Genomic DNA, 19,176 nt, shown 5'->3' with positions numbered 1-19,176 from the left:
ACGCCCTAGGTGCGCCGTCAGATCAAGCGACATCAAACTCTTCCGCCAGCCCTGCCGCCTCAGCGGACTGCGCAATCCATAATTTGAACCGGCCAGCCTCGATCAAGGGCTTCAGATCGACGCCGATGAAGGCAAGGTCTGCGGCCCGCAAATCCAGCGTCACCTGTTGCGATTGGCCCGGCGCCAGTTCGACATGCCGGTAGGCCTTCAGCTCACGGATCGGCTGGGTGACGGATGCGACGACATCCTGTACGTAGAGTTGCACCAATTCCCGGGCAGCATATTGCCCATGGTTGCTGACCGTCACCGTGACGCGCAACTGGCCATCCATCCCGATTTTCTTGGAGGAAAGGACGAGATCGGAATAGCTGATCTTTCCATAGGTCAGGCCATGGCCGAATGGAAAGCGCGCCTCATATTTCGACGTGATATAGCGCGTGTTGTTTGGGCGGCCCGGCCGCCGGTGCGCATAATAATAGGGCACCTGCCCCGCCGAGATGGGGAAGCTGACCGGCAGGCGGCCGGACGGGCCAGTCGCGCCGAACAGGATATCGGCAGTGGCATTGCCCGTTTCGGAGCCCAGAAACCAGGTGACCAGAATCGCCGGAGCATCAAGGATCGCCCCTTCCAATGCCAGTGCCCTTCCATTCCGCAAGGCGACTATCATCGGCTTGCCGACTGCGGCGACCGCCTCTGCAAGGGCCTTTTGCGCGGGGGGCACGACAATCAGATCGCGCGATGCGGCCTCGCCCGACATCGCTTCGCGTTCTCCCACTGCAAGGATGACGATGTCAGCGGCACGGGCAACTGCGACGGCGGCGTCGATACCGCCTTCAATGGGGCTGGTAATATCGCTGCCCTTTACGATGCTGACCATCGAGGCGTCGGCAACGGCCGTCCGCACCGCGCTAGCCAGATCGACTGCTTCCTTGTTGTCCGCAAACAGCGTCCAGGGACCGTGCAAGTTGCTCGGCCCCTCGGCAAACGGCCCGATGATGGCGATGCGCTTGCCCTTGCGTGGCAGGGGCAGCAAATCTCCCTCATTCTTCAACATAACGATCGATCGTCTGGCTGCCTCGCGCGCGAGCGACAGCGCAGGCTTCGTGCGCATGCGCGTCTGCTGGCGTTTCAGGTCCATGCGCCGGAACGGATCCTCGAACAGGCCAAGCTGTTCCTTCAGCGCGAGGACGCGGCCGACCGCCTCATCGACCCGTTCCATCGGCACTTCGCCCGCCTGCACCAGCGAGGGCAGATGGTCGCGATAGATGCCACTCGCCATGCTCATGTCGAGTCCGGCCATGATTGCGATCCGCGCGGCGTCGCGGGCGTCGGCGGCCAAACCACGGGCCGCGATCTCCACATCGCCGTTATAGTCGCCAACGACCAGTCCATCGAACCCCATCTCGCCGCGCAATATGTCGGTCAGATATTCGCGGCCACCATGAATGGGACGCCCCGCGATATCCTCAAACGCGGCCATGACGGTGGCGCAGCCCGCGTCGATGGCTGCCTGAAACGGCGGAAGATAGACTTCCCGTAGCGTCCGCTCCGAAATGTCGGCTGTATTATAATCCAGCCCACTTTCCGCAGCGCCATAAGCGACGAAATGCTTCATGCACGCAGCAACCGATGCATCGTTCGAGAGCGAACGGCCCTGAAATCCCCGCGTCCGGGCGCGGGCCATATCCATGGACAGAAGCACATCTTCGCCAGCGCCTTCGACTGTCCGGCCCCAACGGGCATCGCGGCCCACATCGACCATCGGTGCGAAGACCCAGTCGAACCCGGTTGCCGCCATCTCCTCCGCTGCTGCACGGGCAGTGCGCTCGGCAAGGTCGGGGTCGAAACTCGCCGCCTCAGCCAGTGGAACCGGGAAAACCGTGCGATAGCCGTGAATGACATCGCCCGCGAAGATCATGGGGATGCCGAGCCGTCCCTTCATCGCGGCAGCCTGCAACTTGCGATGCGCATCCACGCCAAAGCCGTTGAAAACGCCGCCCAATCGTCCCGCCTGCGCGTCGCCAACAAGATTTTCGACATTCTTGACTGCGGCAGCGGGGTTGATCTTGGCTGCGGCGGCGGAGGTCCAGGGGGTTGGCATCAGCGTCAGCTGCCCCGCCTTCTCTTCGATCGTCATCTGCGCAATCAGCGATTTCACGCGGCTCGACAGCGGGCGGCGTACGGCCCCCATCGCCGCAGGGATGCCCGATGCCTGCCATGCGAAAAGGCATGCGGAGCTAATCAGGACAGATCGGCGGCTGATGGTGGTATCGCGGAACATCTCGGGCAAACTCCAATAAAAAAGGCAGGTGTGGCGAGCGCTCTTTACGAGCTGATTTCCTTGCCGTCGGCGCAGCGCGGTCCTTCCAGCCAGCCGCCCAAGCGATCGCGCCAGCGATCATATCGGGATGCTTCGGCTCCTACCCTTAGCCATCATCGCCTCGGCCGTCTCTCTCCCACTAGATTAGTGTCGTTCAGCAGCGAGCAAGGCATACTCATACATCTACATGCAAGTAAACAGTCTCGTTGCATTTTTTCGAGTTCCTGTTAGATGTACTGCCATTCGTTGATGGAGAGTTGGATGATGAAGAAATTGATTTTAGCCGCGACAGTCCTGGCTATGGCCCCCCTCCCCGCTTTCGCTCAAACGGCTTATTCAAGCTCGACGACGGAAATCGGCACGCTGCTGGACGATCCTGCGGCAAAGGCTATTCTGGAAAGGCATGTTCCTGGCATGACCACCAACGACCAGGTCGATATGGCCCGGTCGATGACGCTGAAGGATATCCAACAATATTCGCCCGATCAGATCACCGACAAGGTGCTTACCGAAATCGACGCAGACCTTGCCAAGCTGAAGGCTAAGTAAGGCTGGAGCGTTTTCGAAGCAGATGAAGTCGCCTGCTGGCTTGGAGGACGCGGAAAACAAAAGATAAATAGAGCATAATCCGATTCAACGTGATCGGTTTATGCTCTATTCGGTGGGCCGGGGATGAATATCCGGCCAGTCCTGCTCGTGCCGTTTAAGGCATCACCAACTTTCCCTGCCGCGCAGCAGAACGTCTACGGCTTGTGAAGCAAATTCCGCTGCTTCGGCTGGACGGATGGTCCGTACCGTTTCCTCGGTCCTGCGCCACCCCTGTATCATGCTCAACAATTGTATAGCCGTTCGCCTGGGGTCCTTTGGAGGTACAGGATCGTTCCGCGTACCTCTTATTATTTCCTCGGTCAGAAATTCGACTTCGTAGTTATAGCCTACCTGATAGAATGTTTCAGCAATTTCAGGAAATCGGTGCGCTGTTGTTGCAATTAACTGGCTAAATTTCTGAACTTCAGGACTGGCGAGCATATGGATAAACGTTTGCGCGTGTCGCCGCAGACTTTCCGGAAACTCTTCTGGTGTGTCACTATTACGTCTGCTGGCTTCGTCAGACCATGTACGGACACGATCTTCGACGACTGCCCTCATCAGTGCATCCTTGGTCGAATGCCGAATATATAGGGTTCTTTTTGAAACCCCCGCAGCTTGTGCCACGGCTTCCATCGAGGTGGTTTCGTAACCGACCGAAAGGAATAATTCCTTCGCTGCCGATAAAATAGCCTCTTCGATCTCGCCCGCCTGTTTATTCGGTGGGCGTCCCATGCGTCTAACGGGCGCGCTTCCGGAATTAGATTCTGCGCCTCTCCCTGAACCGCATTTCTTCGCTTCCTTCACCCGCATGTCCCGTTTTCGTTAGGCGTATCCACTTATGAACATATCGCTTGAGCAGCAAGCCGTCCAAGGTCGATGGACGGCCTGCATTCAACAAAGCAGATCAGGCCGTCAATTCGATCAGGGCCAAACCTTCAGGCGGCAGATCCAGCGTCAGGACGCCCTGCCCGTCCAGGCGCCGCGTTTCCGGCGGAGCGAGTTCGGCCGATCGGCGAATCTGCTCGATCTGGTCCTTTTTGGGATATTGCGGCGAACCCAGCTCGCGCCATTTGGGAAGAGGCGAACCCCGCTCCTGATCGACATAGCTGACTTGCACGGTCTTGCCCGGAGCGGCTCCCTTGAGTTTGACCTCGATTTTTTTACGCTCTCCCGTGACGATCCGCTGGTTGCTCATGCCTGGGATGCCCGCAGGCTGCTTCACCTCGGCCAGGTTCCACACCAAAGCCGCTGCCCCGTTTCGCGTCTTGCTCGCCAGAGTCGGCCCCGTCGCTGCCAGTCGCCGCTGGCCGAGCCGGTGCAACAATTTGTAGCTATTGAAAGCCGGTCGCGCGATGCCGCGTTGGGCCAGCATGCCCCACCCACCATCACCTTCCTTAAGGATGAAGTTGGGGAAGTTGATTTCCTCAAACACATTGCTGATGCACCATTGCGCCATGGCATGGCAGTAGGGCAGGCAATTGCTGATGATATGCGCAATCATCGCCGGGCTGTCTGACGACCATTCTGACAGCCATAGTTCGGCGCCCTTGTATCGCGTCGCGTCGATCTGGCTTCTGACCTTGGCCATGGCCGCCGGAATCACGTCTTTGTGAGGATAGCGATTGGCCTCGCCGAACAGCTCCTTCTGATCGTCCCCGGCATAGATGTGCGTTGACACGAAATCGACAGGCAGATTTTCCTGCGCACAGAAGCCCAGGAACTCGGGAATCCACTGCGCCGCCGCAGAAGATGGCCCGCCGACGCGCAGCTTGGGATCAACTTCCTTGATTGCCCGTGCTGCGGCTTTGTACATGGCGAAATAGTCAGCCTGCGTGCCGCTGAAGAACCAGTTGAGATTGGGCTCGTTCCAGACCTCGAAATACCATTGGCGCACCGCAGAGGCCCCGTAACGATCCAGCAAGTGACGCACGAAAACCTGAATGAAGGCGCCCCACGCCTCTGGAGAGGTCGGTGGACTGATGTTGGCATCATAGGTGAAATTGAGCTTCTTATTCGCGCTGGCGAGCTTCTTGGGCATGAAGCTCAATTCGACAAAGGGCTGGACACCTCTTGCCAGCACGCCGTCATAGACATCATCGACGTTCTGGAAGTTGGGGTCCTTGCCGTTCATGCCGCCAGGCCAGACACCCAGATCATCGTTGAAGATGCCGTGGAAACGTACGCGCTCAAGCCCCGTTTCATTATGGAAGCGCTCGAGATCGTGGCGCCAGCTTTCGCGCAGCGTTACGGACGCACGATCCGATCCGGCGCAACGGGACCAGATATGATCAAGCGCACCCGCGTCGCGGCGCAGATCGATCTCGACATGTTCGGTAGCAATTTGCCCAAACGCTGGCCTGGCCACAGCAGAAGCTGCCAAAGCTGCCGCACCGGCCCCAATTATTTCTCGGCGATCCCACATCACTTTTACTCCTCAGGCAGCCGCGTTACGGCGCCCTCTCCAACTTCGCCGATCAAACGACCGTGAGCTTTACCGATTTCAGGCTGGCTGAACTCGACCCCGCGTGGATGGTGAAAGTTCCCGGTTCGACGACATAAGCCATATCGATGTTCCAGAAGGCCAGGCTATCGGGATCAAGACTGAACTTTACCGTGCGTTTCTCGCCGGGCTTCAATGTCACACGTTCAAACCCCCGCAGTTCCAAAACCGGGCGCGGCACGGAACTTACATCGTCACGAACATAGAGCTGGACTACCTCATCGCCCGTTCTGGGACCGCTATTGGTGACATCCACTTCCACTATGGCCGTTTCCCCGATTGCGATCGTGGATTTCGCGAGGCGAGGCGCGGAAATGTCGAATGTCGTGTAGCTGAGGCCATAGCCGAAGGGGAAGAGCGGCGTTATTTTGTTCTCAACATAGCGCTTGCCCGTCTTGGCCGATGGATGCTGATTGTAGAACATCGGCAGGTCACCGACCGAGCGCGGGAAAGTGACCGGCAGCTTCCCGCCCGGGTTGATCTTCCCAAACAGCACATCGGCGAACGCATTCCCGCCTTCCTGTCCAAGGTACCAGCCCTCGATCAAAGCATTGGCCTTCTCAGCCAAGCGATTGACCGAAAGAGGGCGTCCATTGATCAACAAGGCGATTATGGGTTTCCCCGTCGCGATCATGGCTTCGACCAGCGCATCCTGATCGCCGAAGAGGTTGAGGGTGTTGCGATCGCCCGGCGCACCTCCGTGAATCGCTTCTCGCGTGATTTCCGGAACGTCGCCAACGACGAGCAGTATTACATCCGCCCGCTTTGCAACCTCCACTGCCTGAATGATGCGCGCGGCGTTCTCAGCAGGATCGGGATACCGGGCAGCCCGAGCCGGCAAATGCTGGCCGGTTGGGTCAGGCTTGATGATCTGAACACCTTCAGCATGTTCGACGGATACCGCCGGACCAGCAGCCGCTTTCACACCTTCCAAAATCCCCACGGCTTGAGCGTTCACCGAGGAATATCCACCAAACAACGGCTCGACCGCATTGGGTCCGATCACCGCAATCCTTTGCGGCCTGGCGGTATTGATCGGCAATAGGCCGTCATTCTTGAGGAGCACTATCGATTTCTGCGCAACTTTGCGGGCAAGCGCCTTACTCGCCGGCGCATTGACCTGGCGCAGCGCGCGCGGTTTGCTGACATAGGGATTTTCAAACAGACCAGCTTCAAATTTCAGCGCCAGAATGCGGGAAACAGCTACATCCAGACTCGCTTCGGGGATGCGCCCGGAACGCACCAATTCGGGTAAACGGGCGTAGGCTTGGCCCTCAGGCAATTCAGCATCGACGCCCGCATGGATCGCCATCACCGCAGCCTCATCATCATTCGCTGCCATATAATGTTGGGTGACGAGATTGGTGATGCCGCCATAGTCGCTGAAATAGGCGCCGCGAAAACCCAGTCGCTCCCGGCCCGTGCGCTGAAGCAGTTCATAACTGGCATGTGAGGGAACGCCCTCAAGCTCGTTATAGGACGGCATGATGACGGCCGGGTCGGTTTTCTTGATCACCTGGGCAAAGGGCACGAGGAAATTTTCGCGCAGCGTCCGCTCGCTCATGTCGGCCGGCGCGGTATTAAGCCCACCCTCGGGCGCCCCGTGTATGAAATGCTTGAGCGTCACGAATACCTTGTCCGCCGCCAAGGGGCGTGTCCCCTGCTGGCCACGCACGGACGCGATACCCATTTGACTCACCAGATAGGGATCTTCGCTGAAAAACTCCTCCACCCGGCCGAATCGTGGATCACGGGCCAGGTCGAGGACGGGACTAAGCGCAACCGTTGCGCCCCGCATCCGAGCCTCGCGCCCTGCAAGTTCATAAGCCTGTTGCACCAAAGCTGGGTCCCACGTACTGCCCAGGCCCAGCGGAATTGGGAAGATCGTCGCGTCCCTCGCCTTAAGACCATGAGCCGTCTCCTCATGGAACAGTGCGGGAATGCCCAGACGCGTATTTTCGACCAGATGTCGTTGAATGGCGTTGACGAGGTCGATCGTCTCTCCAGGTGAACGGTAATTGTCCCTGGCTACACGCGCCGTTCCGTTGGTATCACTCGGGTTACCGATCTGACCGATGCCGTTCACGAAAACCTGCTTGGCCTTCTCCGGCGAAAATAGGTCGCCCTCTAGAAACAGCGATTTTGTGTAGGCGATCGACCGCATCTGCGCGGCTTTTTCTTCCAAAGTCATCCGGCTCAACAAATCGCGTACGCGCTCTTCGATGGGAGCTTTCGCGTCGCGATATCGGGGCTTGCCCGCAACGTCGGCCATGGCCGTAACTGGCATCGCCAGAGCGGTCGAAGCGATGAACATGCGCCGCGTAAGGGCGAGCCGGTCAGCCAAGGAATCCTCCGTTCAAAAAGTCATAGGCGTCCCGCAACGCAGTGGGCGGATCGTCATATGAAAATCTTACAACAGGAAGAGGGGAAAAGTAAACATGGCCGTACCATTATATCCATGCGCCAACGATTTTTCCAGCGTCGGAGCACGAAAAGGCCCGCCAGCGCATAACGCTGGCGGGAGTGGAGAGTTTAGAAACGGAACGACCCGGAGATACCGAACTCCCGTGGATTGGTGAGGTTCACAGAGCGATATCCTGAATTCGAAGATCACACCAGGACCGCCCAGGACGTTGTTCCCGGTGATAGTCGCATTGTTGATGCTGATGTTAGTGACCTTGTTCTGATTCAGCAGGTTGCGGACAAAAGCTGATACTTCCCACTTTTTCGTATCTCCACCTCGCAAACCGACGAACAGGTTGATGAGTTCGCGATGAGGATAACGGTACTGCTGATTATAAGAATAAACGCTCGGGCGATAGGTGATCAGGCCACGAATGAACGGCTGGATCGGCCCAGTTCCGAAGCGGTATTCGCTGTTCGCAGTGAGGCTGAAATCAGGCACGTCCGCAAGACGCGAGTTGCGCTGACAATAGCTAACGTTGTTGACTCCGCCGAATGCCGGATTGGGAACAACGATGGACTGATTGGTCACCGGATCCACCGTGTTGCACGGCAGGAGCGCATTTTTATAACGCGCCTTCACGTACGACATGCTGACTGAGACGTCCCAATTGTCCGTCGGCCGCCCCGCGAGCGTCGCCTCGACGCCCTTGACCGTAGCTTTGCCGTTATAATTATAATCAGCATTGGTGTCGACGGTGCCATCCGGCGGTCCAGCGAAGAAGCCAGGAAAGGGCTGGCTTCCCTGATCAGTAGCTATGCCAGTGAAGCGGGAGATGAAATTATCAAACTTCTGATAGAAGGCAGCCACATCGAGCGACAGGCGACGATCGAAGAAAGCCGACTTAAGCCCAACTTCAAAAGTATCCGCATGCTCCGCTTTGCTGATTGCCAGATCCTGGCTGACATTCTGCGGTACACCGACGCCTGCCGTCGGAGCACGGAATGAACGCCCATATGCTCCGTAGACGGTGAGATCCGGGGTAGCTTTGTAAGTCAGCGTGGCAGATCCAGTGAATGGATGCGATTTCTTCTCGAAATCTACGATCGGGAATGTTCCAGCGCCCGGAATGGAGATGGTTGCGAACTGCTTTCCGCTGATAACCGAATAACGGCCCGCCGCTTCAAAGGTCAGCTTGTCAGTAGGCTGGAGTCGAACGCTGCCCGCCACAGAGTAGCTTTCACCACTAACAGGTATGTTGATCACGCCGGGGACAGGAAAAATGGGAAGCACAGGAACGGGGACACCGGGTACGCTGGGAATGTAATCCAACGGTTTATCGACTGTCACATTGCCGGTATTCTTGCTGTAAGTACCGCCGATCGTCCAGTTGAAGAAGCCATCCTTGTTGGACATCAACCGCAGTTCACCAGAGTCGACATTATAGGGCGTACGCGTGATCTGGGTTGGCGCATAGTTGTGGATCGCATTCCCCGCGTCAAACTCCCCATATTGGGTGAGTTTGGTCTCCTGATGTCCGCCGACGAATGACAGGGTGACGGGACCCAGATCATATTTCGCATCCAGGGTGAGCAGATGGCTATTATTAATGAAGCGGCTGCGCCCTTCTGCCAAGGTATAGCGATCATCCAATCCGACCGGCGGATTGCCAATTACAGGATTGCCCGGACCAAAGACCTGCGGGTACAGAATATTATCAGCATTCAGATACTGATACATCACGTTGATGTCGAAGCCGTCCGTCGGCTGAAACGCAACCGACAGCCGGGCGCTTTCGGTTCGACTTTGCGAACGGTCGCCACGAACGATATTGCGCACCTGGTTCAAACGGTTGCCATCGACCAGCATCGAGGCTCGTATGGCAAGCTTGTCCTCGATTACCGGCAGCGATACGCCGCCCTGCACGTTGTAGCCGGCATCTTCGGTCGCGCTGCCCTGCACATAGCCCTCGATCTTATTGAGGTTCGCGCGGCGGGTCCGAATGGTAATCGCACCCGATGGAGCCGTACGGCCGCGCAGGCCGCCCTGCGGTCCGCGCAAGACTTCGATCTGATCGATGTCGTAAATAGCAGTGAAAGCCGTTTGCGCATCGATTGGAACTTCGTTGAAATAAAGATCAACTGCCGGCCCGGTCCCCTGGTCAGGGTCGAAGTTTACGCCACGCAGAGTTGCGGAGTTCGCGCGACCATTGTCGTTGCGCAGCTCAAGGCCCGGAGCAAGCTGCTGCACATCCTTGACATCGAAAATTTTAAGGCGTTCGATCTGCTCGCCTGTCGCGACGTTGATGCTCATCGGAACATTCTGCAACGACTCGGCCCGGCGTGTCGCGGTCACGACGATTTCGGCGCTGGATTGATTAGCCCCTGTCGAGACGTTGCCATTCGCTTCCTGAGCCCAGACGGGCGCCGACAGGCCGCAAGCTGCGCTGGTTGCGAGCAATAGCGACAATGTGTGTGTACGCAAATTCCTTTGCATCATCCTCTCCCCATAGATTGTTCAAACTTAACATTTCACGTCTGGCTGGACTTTGCCGAAAGCACCGCTTTTCAGCTTCACCCAAAAAGCGCAAACTTAACCAATACTGCTGTGTCGCCGCACATGACCTGAGAAACCGCTGTCGCTTGACGTGCCTAAGCGCGCTTTGCACTTGACACCTACGCCTCTTAGGACAGGCTTTGGTAGCGCTATCTTTATAATCGAAGCGTAACGGTAGCCTCTCGTTGATTCCCCTTTTTTTGTGTGACGGAAGAATCCTGACGCAACCAAGTGCAAAAGTAAACTGGGCCGGAGATTTTTTTCTGGGTGTTGCTATTTGCCAACAAAAGCAGTGGCTCGACGAGCCCTTAACCATTTCCGCTCACCCATGCAGTTTACCTAGCGCCGAAACCTAAGAATGGGGCTTGCTTCCGTTCCTAGTGGCGCGAAACGACGTCACTGCCGCAAAGCTTTCCCCCGGCTTTAGCCATTTGACGTCATCAGGTGAAGAGTTGAGAGCGTTAGTTGCGTGGCTAACTGGCTCGACGCAGATAAAATTTTGTCCCTCCGGCGTGTAGACTACCGTATGAGGCAGCGCATCTCCTGGTTGGATTACGAGCGACAAATTACGGGAAGGCCATGCAACCGACAAAATCCCCTGCCGGTTCGTGTAAACTGTATCCACTCGGCGCTCTTCCACGTTGCGGCCGTCCCACCAATCAATTGCCCGCTCTTTAAGATCCAAGTCTTGCGGGAGACAGTCTCCATCATTTCGCCACTCGCCATGATGCAGCCCATAATAGACCGTGTTGCAATCCCGAGGGAAATAAGGATGAAGTCCCAGTCCTGCGGGCATCAGGCTTTGACCATGATTTATTATTTGCAGCCCGATCGTTAGCCCTTCCTCCGTTAGTTCAAACTGCTGCTCGGCATAATATGGCCAGGGCCATTCCCCTTCCAAATAATGATGGCCAAGCGTCACGCTGTTCACATCAGAGTGTTCAACAGTCCAAGACGCCAGCCATCCAAATCCATGCAGTGTATGCGGATGGTCTGAACCGGGGAAGTTCGGTCTCAGCTGCACTTCGCGCCCATTGGCCTGGAAGCGGCCAAAGGCGATCCGGTTTGAAAAGGGCAGTAATGGAAAACAGGCAACGTCCAATATTGTAGGACCGCAGGCGGGGCGAAGCAACGCTTCACCCTGCCACTCGAACGCCAAGATCGAGCCCCCACGTTCCGGCTCCAACAAAAGGCGGTAATCGCCTGCTCGGATTTCCATCAGAAGCGGTTCACCATATTTTCCAGCCACTCCTGGCGGCCCGATCGCAACTGCGGCGCCAGATCGCGGGAAACCGCAATGTCGGCGATCGAAGCGAGCGTCGCATTATTGGAATGAACGGCCTGCCCCAAATCTTCCTTCCAGCCAGAATAGCGTTCCGCACGGAACGCATCGACGCGCCCGTCCTCGATGATCGCCGCCGCCTTGATGAGCGCATGCGCGACCGTGTCGATCCCGCCAATGTGGCCGTGGAAAAGATCGACCGCGTCTACGCTCTGCCTCCGCACCTTTGCGTCGAAATTGAAGCCCCCGTCATTAAAGCCTTCCGCGCGGATAATCTCCAGCATGGCCAGGGTCAGCTCCTCGACCGAATTGGGAAATTGGTCCGTGTCCCATCCATTTTGGTGATCGCCGCGGTTTGCATCGATCGATCCAAAGAGGCCAAGCGCCCGTGCCATGGCGATTTCATGCTCAAATGTGTGGCCTGATAAAGTGGCGTGGTTCGCCTCAATGTTCACGCGAACTTCGCCTTCCAGGCCGAAGCGCTTCAAGAAGCCGTAAACGGTCTGAGTATCGAAATCATATTGATGCTTGGTCGGCTCGTGCGGCTTGGGCTCAATCAGGATCGTTCCTTTGAAGCCAATGCGATGTTTATGATCGACGACCAGGCTCAAGAAACGGCCGAAATTTTCCTGCTCAATGCCGATTTCCGTATTGAGGATCGTATCATAACCTTCGCGACCGCCCCACAATACATAGTTGGCTCCGCCCAAACGATGGGTGGCTTCCAACGCGTCTCGAACCTGGCTCGCGGCCCAGGCGTAGACTTCGGGATCCGGATTGGTTGCCGCGCCCGCCATATAGCGGGGATGGCTGAACAGGTTAGCCGTGCCCCACAACAGCTTGCGGCCATGCTGGGCCTGCAGTTGCTCCAGATGATCAACCGCCTCGGCAAAACTTTTCCGAAAATCGCCGATCGTGTCGGCATCCGCCATCACATCGACATCGTGGAAGCAGTAGAAAGGCACGTCCAGCTTTTCGATGAAAGAGAGCGCTGCCTCTCGCTTCGATCGCGCCGCCGACGCGTCGTTGGCACCTGCATGCCAGGGGCGCCGGAAGGTGCCGCCGCCGAAAACATCGCTCCCCGGCCAGCAGAAGCTGTGCCAGAAGCACACGGCGAAGCGCAGATGGTCTTCCATGCGCTTGCCCAATATGACGCGATCCTTGTCGTACCAGCGGTAGGCAAGGTCATTGGCGCTTTCCGGCCCTTCATAGCCGATGGTCGGGAATTCAGCGAAATAACTGGCGGACACGAATTTCTCCTTACAAAGACTTGAGGGCCGAATAGGCCGCTCTGAAGCGGGCAAGCCGCGGCGCGAGACGATCGGCGAGCGCCGCATCGGGTTCTATGACGTCCGAAATAGATGGGCGGGTACAAGCTTCAGCGGCGCTTGCTCCGGTCACGGCCATGAGGGCAAGCTTAGCCGCCCCCAGCGCAGGCCCCACTTCTCCACCTTCCAAATAGGCAAGGCGCACGTTCAATGCGGCTGAGATGATCGAACCCCAATAGCGCGATCGTGCGCCGCCGCCGATGACCGCAAGCTCCTCGATCGTCGTACCCGCCTGGCGCAGTACGGCAATACCGTCTGCGTGCGCAAAGGCCACGCCTTCCAGAACAGCCGCTGCGATGCGCTTTCGATCCGTTTCATTGTCGATACCCAGCACAGCGCCGCGAATATGCGAGTCATTGTGTGGCGTACGCTCGCCCGAAAGATACGGTAAAAACAGTTCAGGCCCCACTCCGCTGCCAGCCTCTTGCGCCAACGCAAAGAAATCCGCGGGGCCGTCCGCCCCTACCGCCTTCACGCCCCAGTCGATGCAGGACGCGGCGGACAAATGTACGCTCATCTGGTGCCACATCGCTGGCAGGCAGTGGCAGAAGGCATGTACCGCTCCATCGGGGTTCGGCCGAAACGCGCTTGTAGCGACGAAAATCACGCCTGAAGTGCCAAGCGACAACAGTGCGTCCCCTTCGTTGACCACTCCAATGCCAGCGGCGCCCGCTGCGTTGTCACCACCCCCAGCCGCCACGGGCACGGCAGCCATGCCCCACCGCGCGGCCACTTCGGGACGCAACACGCCCGTGATCCCATTGCCCTCGAAAAGGACAGGCATATGCTGCCGCGAAAGCCCGGTGGCGGCCAGCATAACGTCGCTCCAGTCGCGTGCCCCCACATCAAGCCACAATGTCCCGGCGCTATCCGACAGATCGGACGCCATCTCGCCGGTCATGCAAAGGCGCACATAATCCTTGGGCAGCAGCACCTTGTGGACCCGATCGAAAACTTCAGGCTCATGCTCCCTCACCCACATCAACTTTGGCGCGGTGAAGCCTGGCATGGCAAGATTCCCCGTAATCGCGCGCGATTCCGGAATCTCCTCCTCTAGCTTTCGGCATAATTGGAAGCTGCGTCCATCATTCCACAGGATGGCGGGGCGAAGCGGCTTATGGTCCGCCCCCAGCAGCGTCGCGCCATGCATTTGCCCGGCGAGTCCGATGCCCTGCACCCCTGCGCGTAAGTCATCAGGCAGCGCAAGAATGGCGGCTTCGGTTGCCTGCCACCAGTCCTGGGGATCTTGCTCAGACCATAAAGGGAAAGGCCGTGATACATTTAACGGCGCGTTCCCAGTCGCCAGCACTTTGCCATCCTGCGCGGCTATCACGGCTTTAACGCCCGATGTTCCAATATCTATGCCGAGAAACATCTCGCTACACCCTCTCCTAACCTGCGTAGGTAGCGCTAACATCTGTCATCATGCAAGAGGCTTGCTCAACCTCTCCCTTCCGAATAGGCGATGCAAAAGGGGAAATGCAGAAGATGGTCGTCAAAAGAGGTTCGCGCCGCAGAACCGAAGGACCCACAGTTGCCGATGTCGCGCACGCGGCGGGCGTGTCCCCAATGACCGTGTCCCGCGTTATCAACCATGATCAGCGGGTGAAGGACACGACTCGCAAAAAGGTCGAAGTGGCCGTTGCCGCCTTGGGTTATGTCCCGAACGCTGCAGCACGCGCTTTGGCGGGGGCACGGCAATGCCGCATCGTCTTGCTATACGGCAATCCCAGCGCCGCCTATCTAAGCGAATTTCTTCTCGGAAGCCTCGGCTCTGCCCGAGAGAATGATGTCGAACTGATCGTCGATAAAATTGACCCGCTGGAAAAGCCCGTCATGCTCGCTGCCAGACTTGTCGCACACAGGGTCGATGCGGTGTTATTGCCGCCGCCGCTCTGCGACGACGCGGAACTGCTCAGCGCTCTGCAAAAATGCGGTCTCGCGGCCGCTCAGGTTGCATCCGGACAGCCAGCGCCTTCCTCTCATGCCGTGCTCATAGATGATGAGGAAGCGGCGTTCACAATGACTCAGCATATCCTGGCGCGCGGACATCGCCGTATCGGGTTCGTCGCAGGCGACCCCAACCAAACCGCCAGTCATCTGCGGCGACAAGGCTATGAACGCGCTTTGCATTTGGCGGGGATCAAGCCGGACAAGAAGTTGGTCGCGCAGGGAAATTTCACCTACCGAGGCGGGCTTTCCGGAGCAGCCACGCTACTCGACATCACATCGCCGCCCAGCGCCATCTTCGCAGCCAATGACGACATGGCGGCGGGCGTGGTGAGCGCCGCGCACCAGCGCGGATTGGATGTGCCCAGCGATCTCACCGTTTGCGGGTTCGACGATACCGCCATCGCCACGACAATATGGCCCGAACTCACCACGATACGCCAACCGATTTCGGCTATGGCCAGCGTTGCGATCGAAATTCTTGCCCAGGCCGTGCGATCCAAGCGCCCCTTGGCGCGCGCTCAGCCTCAACATGTAAAACTTGATTACGAACTGGTCGTCCGCGGATCTGATGCAGCGCCTCAGCTAAAGACTTGACCACGTCCACAACTTCGCCATGGTAGCGCTCACAATAGGAGAGGTTCAGCTATGCATCGGGTTGCACAGGAGCGGGTCAATCTGGCTTTGATCGGCCGTATAGTCGCGGTTGCCACGATCGGCGGCTTCATGTTCGGATATGACTCCGGGGCAATCAACGGCACGCAGGAGGGGCTTCGCCACACCTTCGGACTTGACGAGGCTCAGCTTGGCCTGACGGTCAGCGCTTTGTTGCCAGGCTGTGCATTGGGCGCCTTCCTCGCGGGCCGCTTCGCGGATATCTGGGGCCGTCGTACCGTCATGATCGTCGCGGCGATCCTCTTCATCATCAGCGCCGTCGCCTCCGGCGGAGCATTCAGCGCAACAGTCCTCGCCATCGCCCGCTTCTTCGCTGGAATGGCGGTGGGCGCGGCAAGCGTCCTTTCCCCCGCCTACATCAGCGAAGTTACGCCCGCGCATATACGCGGAAGGCTGTCCAGCATGCAGCAGGTGATGATCATCTCGGGTCTGACCGGAGCCTTTTTCGCCAATTATTATCTCGCGGGCATCGCGGGATCCTCGCTTGGAACGGCTTGGGCCGGGCAGCCTGCCTGGAGATGGATGTTCTGGGTTCAAGCCATACCGGCCCTATTATTCCTGGTGGCGCTATTCGGCATCCCGGAAAGCCCCCGCTTCCTAATCGCCAAGGGGCGACTGCAACAGGCCAGGCTGGTTCTGGATCGCCTGCTCGGCCCACAAGCCGCAGCCGAGAAAATGAACGAAATTAGCGCATCGCTTTCTCACGATCACCAGCCCAGCCTGGCCGATATTCGCAAGCCGGGCGGCGGTTGGCGCAAGATCGTCTGGGTCGGCATTGGCCTGGCCGTGTTCCAGCAACTCGTCGGGATCAATGTCGTCTTCTATTACGGCGCGGTACTCTGGCAGGCCGTGGGTTTCACAGAAAGCGACGCACTAAAGATCAATATCGCGTCTGGGGCCGTGTCGATCCTCGCATGCCTCGTATCGATCCTGCTCATCGACCGGATCGGGCGGCGGCCGCTTTTGCTGATCGGCTCGGCAGGCATGACAGCCACGCTCGCAACGCTGGCCTGGTGCTTTGGCAATGCGGCCATGGTCGACGGCGCCCTTCGCTTGCCGGCAGGGCTGGGCCTCGTCGCGCTGCTCGCTGCCAACATTTACGTGATATTCTTCAACCTCAGTTGGGGTCCGGTCATGTGGGTCATGCTTGGCGAAATGTTTCCCAACCAGATGCGCGGGTCGGCCCTCGCCGTGGCGGGTGCTGCGCAGTGGCTCGCGAACTTTCTTGTCAGTTCAAGCTTCCCTTGGCTGGCGAAGAATATCGGGCTGCCCGTCACCTATGGCGCATATACCACCTTTGCCCTGCTATCCCTGCTGTTCGTCTTTATGACGGTTCAGGAAACCAAGGGGATAGAGTTGGAGGCGATGCAGGGATAGCGGGTTGCCCAAAGCCTGGCGACCTCTGGATCGCCAGGCCGCTACCGCCAACCGTCATGGCGACGCCGTTTAACGGTCATCGGAGCAAGTGCGTATAGATGGCCGCGCTGTATAAATGTGCTTAACTGCATATTTTACAACACAGCCAACTTGCTGATGCGGGCAAATGCGGCCTCAAGGCAATGCGCTCTGGGCCGCCGTGCAGTTCGGCCCAGAGCGCAGCACCGATGCGGCGAGAATCCCTCAATCCGCACGGCAAACATGATCCAAATAGTGGTCATCTCGATTCGACCGATGCTCAACATAAGCAATCCGGCAATTAAGTAAACGCTCTGGTAGCATTAGCGCGTTGCTCCGGCGTGCTATCAAACCCAACGGCTTTAGTCCGACCTCGCCAGCGACCGCGCGGCACGGCGTCCGGAGAAGACGCAATCCGCAACCGACAAGCCGCTGACATAAATATTGGAGCAGATGCCGACAGCATTCCGGCCGGCCGCATAAAGTCCGCGGATCGGCTCACCCTCTTCGTTCAAGACTGCGCCACTATGCTCCTGCACCTTGAGGCCTCCCAGCGTCAGAACGGGGAGGAAACCCAATTTGGCGTCGATGGACATGTTGATGGCGTAAAAAGGCGCTTTGACGATCGGCACGATATCCTCGGAGGCTTTCCCTAGTGGGTCGACCACCCCTGTTTCGGCGAGCCGATTATAGTCGGCGACCGCTGCTTCAAGACCTTCCGGCGCGATCCCGCACTTTCCGGCCAGGCTCTTGATCGAGCCTGCCTTTTTCGACCCCAGGAGCATGGCGGCTAGTGCGGGGTAACGCTGAAAGCCCAGAATGGCCTTGCTCTTCGACTGGAGCTTGGCCGTTCGATAGCCATCATCGTCCAGGATGATCCAGCACACACCCTCATGATCTTCCACCATCGGCATACCGATAGACGCGCCATAGAGCATCTCGTTGACATATCGCTGGCCCTGCCGGTTTACGACCATGCCCTGCGCCCAGGCGATGGGCGGGTTGATGAAACGCCAAGCGCTGACATGCTGAAGGCGCGATACGTCACCGCCCGCGCTCTGCCCGAGCCGAATACCGCTTCCATCATCGCCGGGAGTGCCAAGCGGCATGCCCTTGAGATACTTGGGCGCATAATGCTCAACCATCTTTCGATTGAAAATGAAGCCGCCCGCCGCAAGGCATACGCCGCGACGCGCACGAATCACGCGCTTAACACCCGCCTTACGCTCCAAAGCCGCCGCTTTTTTAAACAGCCGTGACGCCAGGTGCGCGATGATGGGGGCGCCCGGCATCGAGGGCGGCAGGCGAAGTACCATAGCCGTCGCGCGACGCATCAAGACGTCATAGCGCTTCCCCTCGGCGGTGCCGGGCTGCATCTGGATGGCAACCACGCCGACCACGCGACCATTGTGATCCATCACGAGCTGCCTCACCTTGGTGGAGGGCAAGGACTTGATCCCCAAACGCTCCGCTGACTTCCGCAGCGGATCATAAAGACCTTTCCCGTATCCCATCGGTGCATCCAGCTTGTCGACCAGGGCGCGATGCCCTCTCGGAGCAGGTTTCGCCACGGCCTTGTAGTTGGGCGCAAGGCTGTTGTCGGAATGATAGAGGGAATAGTCGGTGTGCGGATAGCTTGTCTTTTTCTCATAGACGCGCCCCGCGAAACGGACGCCATGTCCGGCCAGCCAACGCGCCGTATCTGCGCTCTCTTCGCAGAAGATCCGGAGCGTTTGGTCGCTGACAACGCCTTGGGTCTCCAAACGAAGATAGCTGAACATGTCTTCAACGCTGTCCTCGACACCTGCATCCAACTGAGCCGGCGTGCCGCCGCCTCCGTAGAATATGCCTCCGTTGATGCGCGTCGCGCCTCCTCCATCCGCACGATCGATGGCCAGGACCGACATGCCCTCTTCATGCGCCTGGATCGCTGCCGCGACGCCCGCGCCGCCATAGCCCACGATGATCACATCTTCTGCGCCGTCCCATTCGAAGGCGTCAGCATCCTCGATGACAAGCGGCGCTTCGACGTCGCTGTTCCAATGGGGGTCGCCAGGGCGAGGTTCACCGTGCGGACGAGTCATAATTGATCTCCTGAATCTCCCTCCCCTATAAATGGACATTAATGTATATTTCAATTGGCATTCACAAATCCCGGGGCTAAGTCGCATTTCT

At 58.2% G+C, this 19,176-nt stretch carries 12 protein-coding genes; 3 read left to right on the top strand and 9 right to left on the bottom strand.

The features are described 5' to 3' along the window. Positions 1-22: 22 nt before the first annotated feature. Entirely contained in the window at positions 23-2,281 is a 2,259-nt protein-coding gene (locus tag ACWNC0_RS01680) for a glycoside hydrolase family 3 N-terminal domain-containing protein (RefSeq protein ID WP_449469164.1), read from the bottom strand. A 300-nt stretch (positions 2,282-2,581) separates the two neighbouring features. Between ACWNC0_RS01680 and ACWNC0_RS01675 the strand changes: the two genes are divergently transcribed. Further along, positions 2,582-2,869 carry a hypothetical protein gene (locus ACWNC0_RS01675; protein ID WP_449469163.1) on the top strand — a complete coding sequence of 96 codons (288 nt, stop codon included), beginning with the start codon at positions 2,582-2,584 and terminating at the stop codon, positions 2,867-2,869. 162 nt (positions 2,870-3,031) lie between these two features. On the opposite strand, the gene ACWNC0_RS01670 is transcribed toward ACWNC0_RS01675, so the two are convergent. The 7 genes from ACWNC0_RS01670 to xylB all read right to left on the bottom strand — a co-directional run bounded on the left by ACWNC0_RS01670 (position 3,032) and on the right by xylB (position 14,356). Next, complete coding sequence (locus tag ACWNC0_RS01670; protein WP_449469161.1) at positions 3,032-3,721, bottom strand: TetR/AcrR family transcriptional regulator; 690 nt, start codon at positions 3,719-3,721, stop codon at positions 3,032-3,034. A gap of 94 nt (positions 3,722-3,815) precedes the next feature. Further along, complete coding sequence (locus ACWNC0_RS01665; RefSeq protein ID WP_449469160.1) at positions 3,816-5,276, bottom strand: GH39 family glycosyl hydrolase; 1,461 nt, start codon at positions 5,274-5,276, stop codon at positions 3,816-3,818. Between the two features lie 109 nt (positions 5,277-5,385). Further along, positions 5,386-7,755: a glycoside hydrolase family 3 N-terminal domain-containing protein gene (locus ACWNC0_RS01660; RefSeq protein ID WP_449469159.1), complete on the bottom strand. Its 2,370-nt coding sequence runs from the start codon at positions 7,753-7,755 to the stop codon at positions 5,386-5,388. Positions 7,756-7,821: 66 nt separating this feature from the next. Further along, positions 7,822-10,314: a TonB-dependent receptor gene (locus ACWNC0_RS01655; protein ID WP_449469158.1), complete on the bottom strand. Its 2,493-nt coding sequence runs from the start codon at positions 10,312-10,314 to the stop codon at positions 7,822-7,824. Positions 10,315-10,723: 409 nt separating this feature from the next. Then, positions 10,724-11,620 (bottom strand): aldose 1-epimerase, encoded by an 897-nt coding sequence (locus ACWNC0_RS01650; RefSeq protein ID WP_449469156.1) that lies wholly within the window; start codon positions 11,618-11,620, stop codon positions 10,724-10,726. Continuing rightward, complete coding sequence (gene xylA, locus ACWNC0_RS01645; RefSeq protein WP_449469155.1) at positions 11,590-12,903, bottom strand: xylose isomerase; 1,314 nt, start codon at positions 12,901-12,903, stop codon at positions 11,590-11,592. The genes ACWNC0_RS01650 and xylA overlap by 31 nt, the downstream gene beginning before the upstream one ends. A 10-nt stretch (positions 12,904-12,913) precedes the next feature. Further along, entirely contained in the window at positions 12,914-14,356 is a 1,443-nt protein-coding gene (gene xylB / locus ACWNC0_RS01640) for a xylulokinase (protein WP_449469154.1), read from the bottom strand. Positions 14,357-14,469: 113 nt separating this feature from the next. On the opposite strand from xylB, the gene ACWNC0_RS01635 reads away from it, so the two are divergent. Together ACWNC0_RS01635 and ACWNC0_RS01630 are read left to right on the top strand one after the other, a co-directional pair. Beyond that, positions 14,470-15,528: a LacI family DNA-binding transcriptional regulator gene (locus tag ACWNC0_RS01635; protein ID WP_449469152.1), complete on the top strand. Its 1,059-nt coding sequence runs from the start codon at positions 14,470-14,472 to the stop codon at positions 15,526-15,528. Positions 15,529-15,579: 51 nt separating this feature from the next. Further along, positions 15,580-16,983: a sugar porter family MFS transporter gene (locus ACWNC0_RS01630; RefSeq protein ID WP_449469150.1), complete on the top strand. Its 1,404-nt coding sequence runs from the start codon at positions 15,580-15,582 to the stop codon at positions 16,981-16,983. Positions 16,984-17,363: 380 nt separating this feature from the next. Here the strand turns inward: ACWNC0_RS01630 and ACWNC0_RS01625 are convergent, their stop codons facing one another. Continuing rightward, the gene (locus ACWNC0_RS01625) at positions 17,364-19,085 is read right to left on the bottom strand and encodes an FAD-binding protein (RefSeq protein ID WP_449469149.1); all 1,722 of its coding nucleotides are present in this window, start codon (positions 19,083-19,085) and stop codon (positions 17,364-17,366) included. Between the last annotated feature and the right edge of the window lie 91 nt (positions 19,086-19,176).

The sequence above is a fragment of the Sphingobium chungangianum genome (assembly GCF_977014255.1).
Note: the sequence above shows the minus strand (reverse complement) of the source record. Positions and strands in the feature narration are given on the sequence as shown.

What these genes read in the sequence shown, in the direction of transcription:
- ACWNC0_RS01680 (WP_449469164.1), bottom strand. Translation starts at nt 2,281, where the DNA reads ATGTTCCGCGATACCACCATCAGCCGCCGATCTGTCCTGATTAGCTCC.
- ACWNC0_RS01675 (WP_449469163.1), top strand. Translation starts at nt 2,582, where the DNA reads ATGATGAAGAAATTGATTTTAGCCGCGACAGTCCTGGCTATGGCCCCC.
- ACWNC0_RS01670 (WP_449469161.1), bottom strand. Translation starts at nt 3,721, where the DNA reads ATGCGGGTGAAGGAAGCGAAGAAATGCGGTTCAGGGAGAGGCGCAGAA.
- ACWNC0_RS01655 (WP_449469158.1), bottom strand. Translation starts at nt 10,314, where the DNA reads ATGATGCAAAGGAATTTGCGTACACACACATTGTCGCTATTGCTCGCA.
- xylB (WP_449469154.1), bottom strand. Translation starts at nt 14,356, where the DNA reads ATGTTTCTCGGCATAGATATTGGAACATCGGGCGTTAAAGCCGTGATA.
- ACWNC0_RS01635 (WP_449469152.1), top strand. Translation starts at nt 14,470, where the DNA reads ATGGTCGTCAAAAGAGGTTCGCGCCGCAGAACCGAAGGACCCACAGTT.
- ACWNC0_RS01630 (WP_449469150.1), top strand. Translation starts at nt 15,580, where the DNA reads ATGCATCGGGTTGCACAGGAGCGGGTCAATCTGGCTTTGATCGGCCGT.
- ACWNC0_RS01625 (WP_449469149.1), bottom strand. Translation starts at nt 19,085, where the DNA reads ATGACTCGTCCGCACGGTGAACCTCGCCCTGGCGACCCCCATTGGAAC.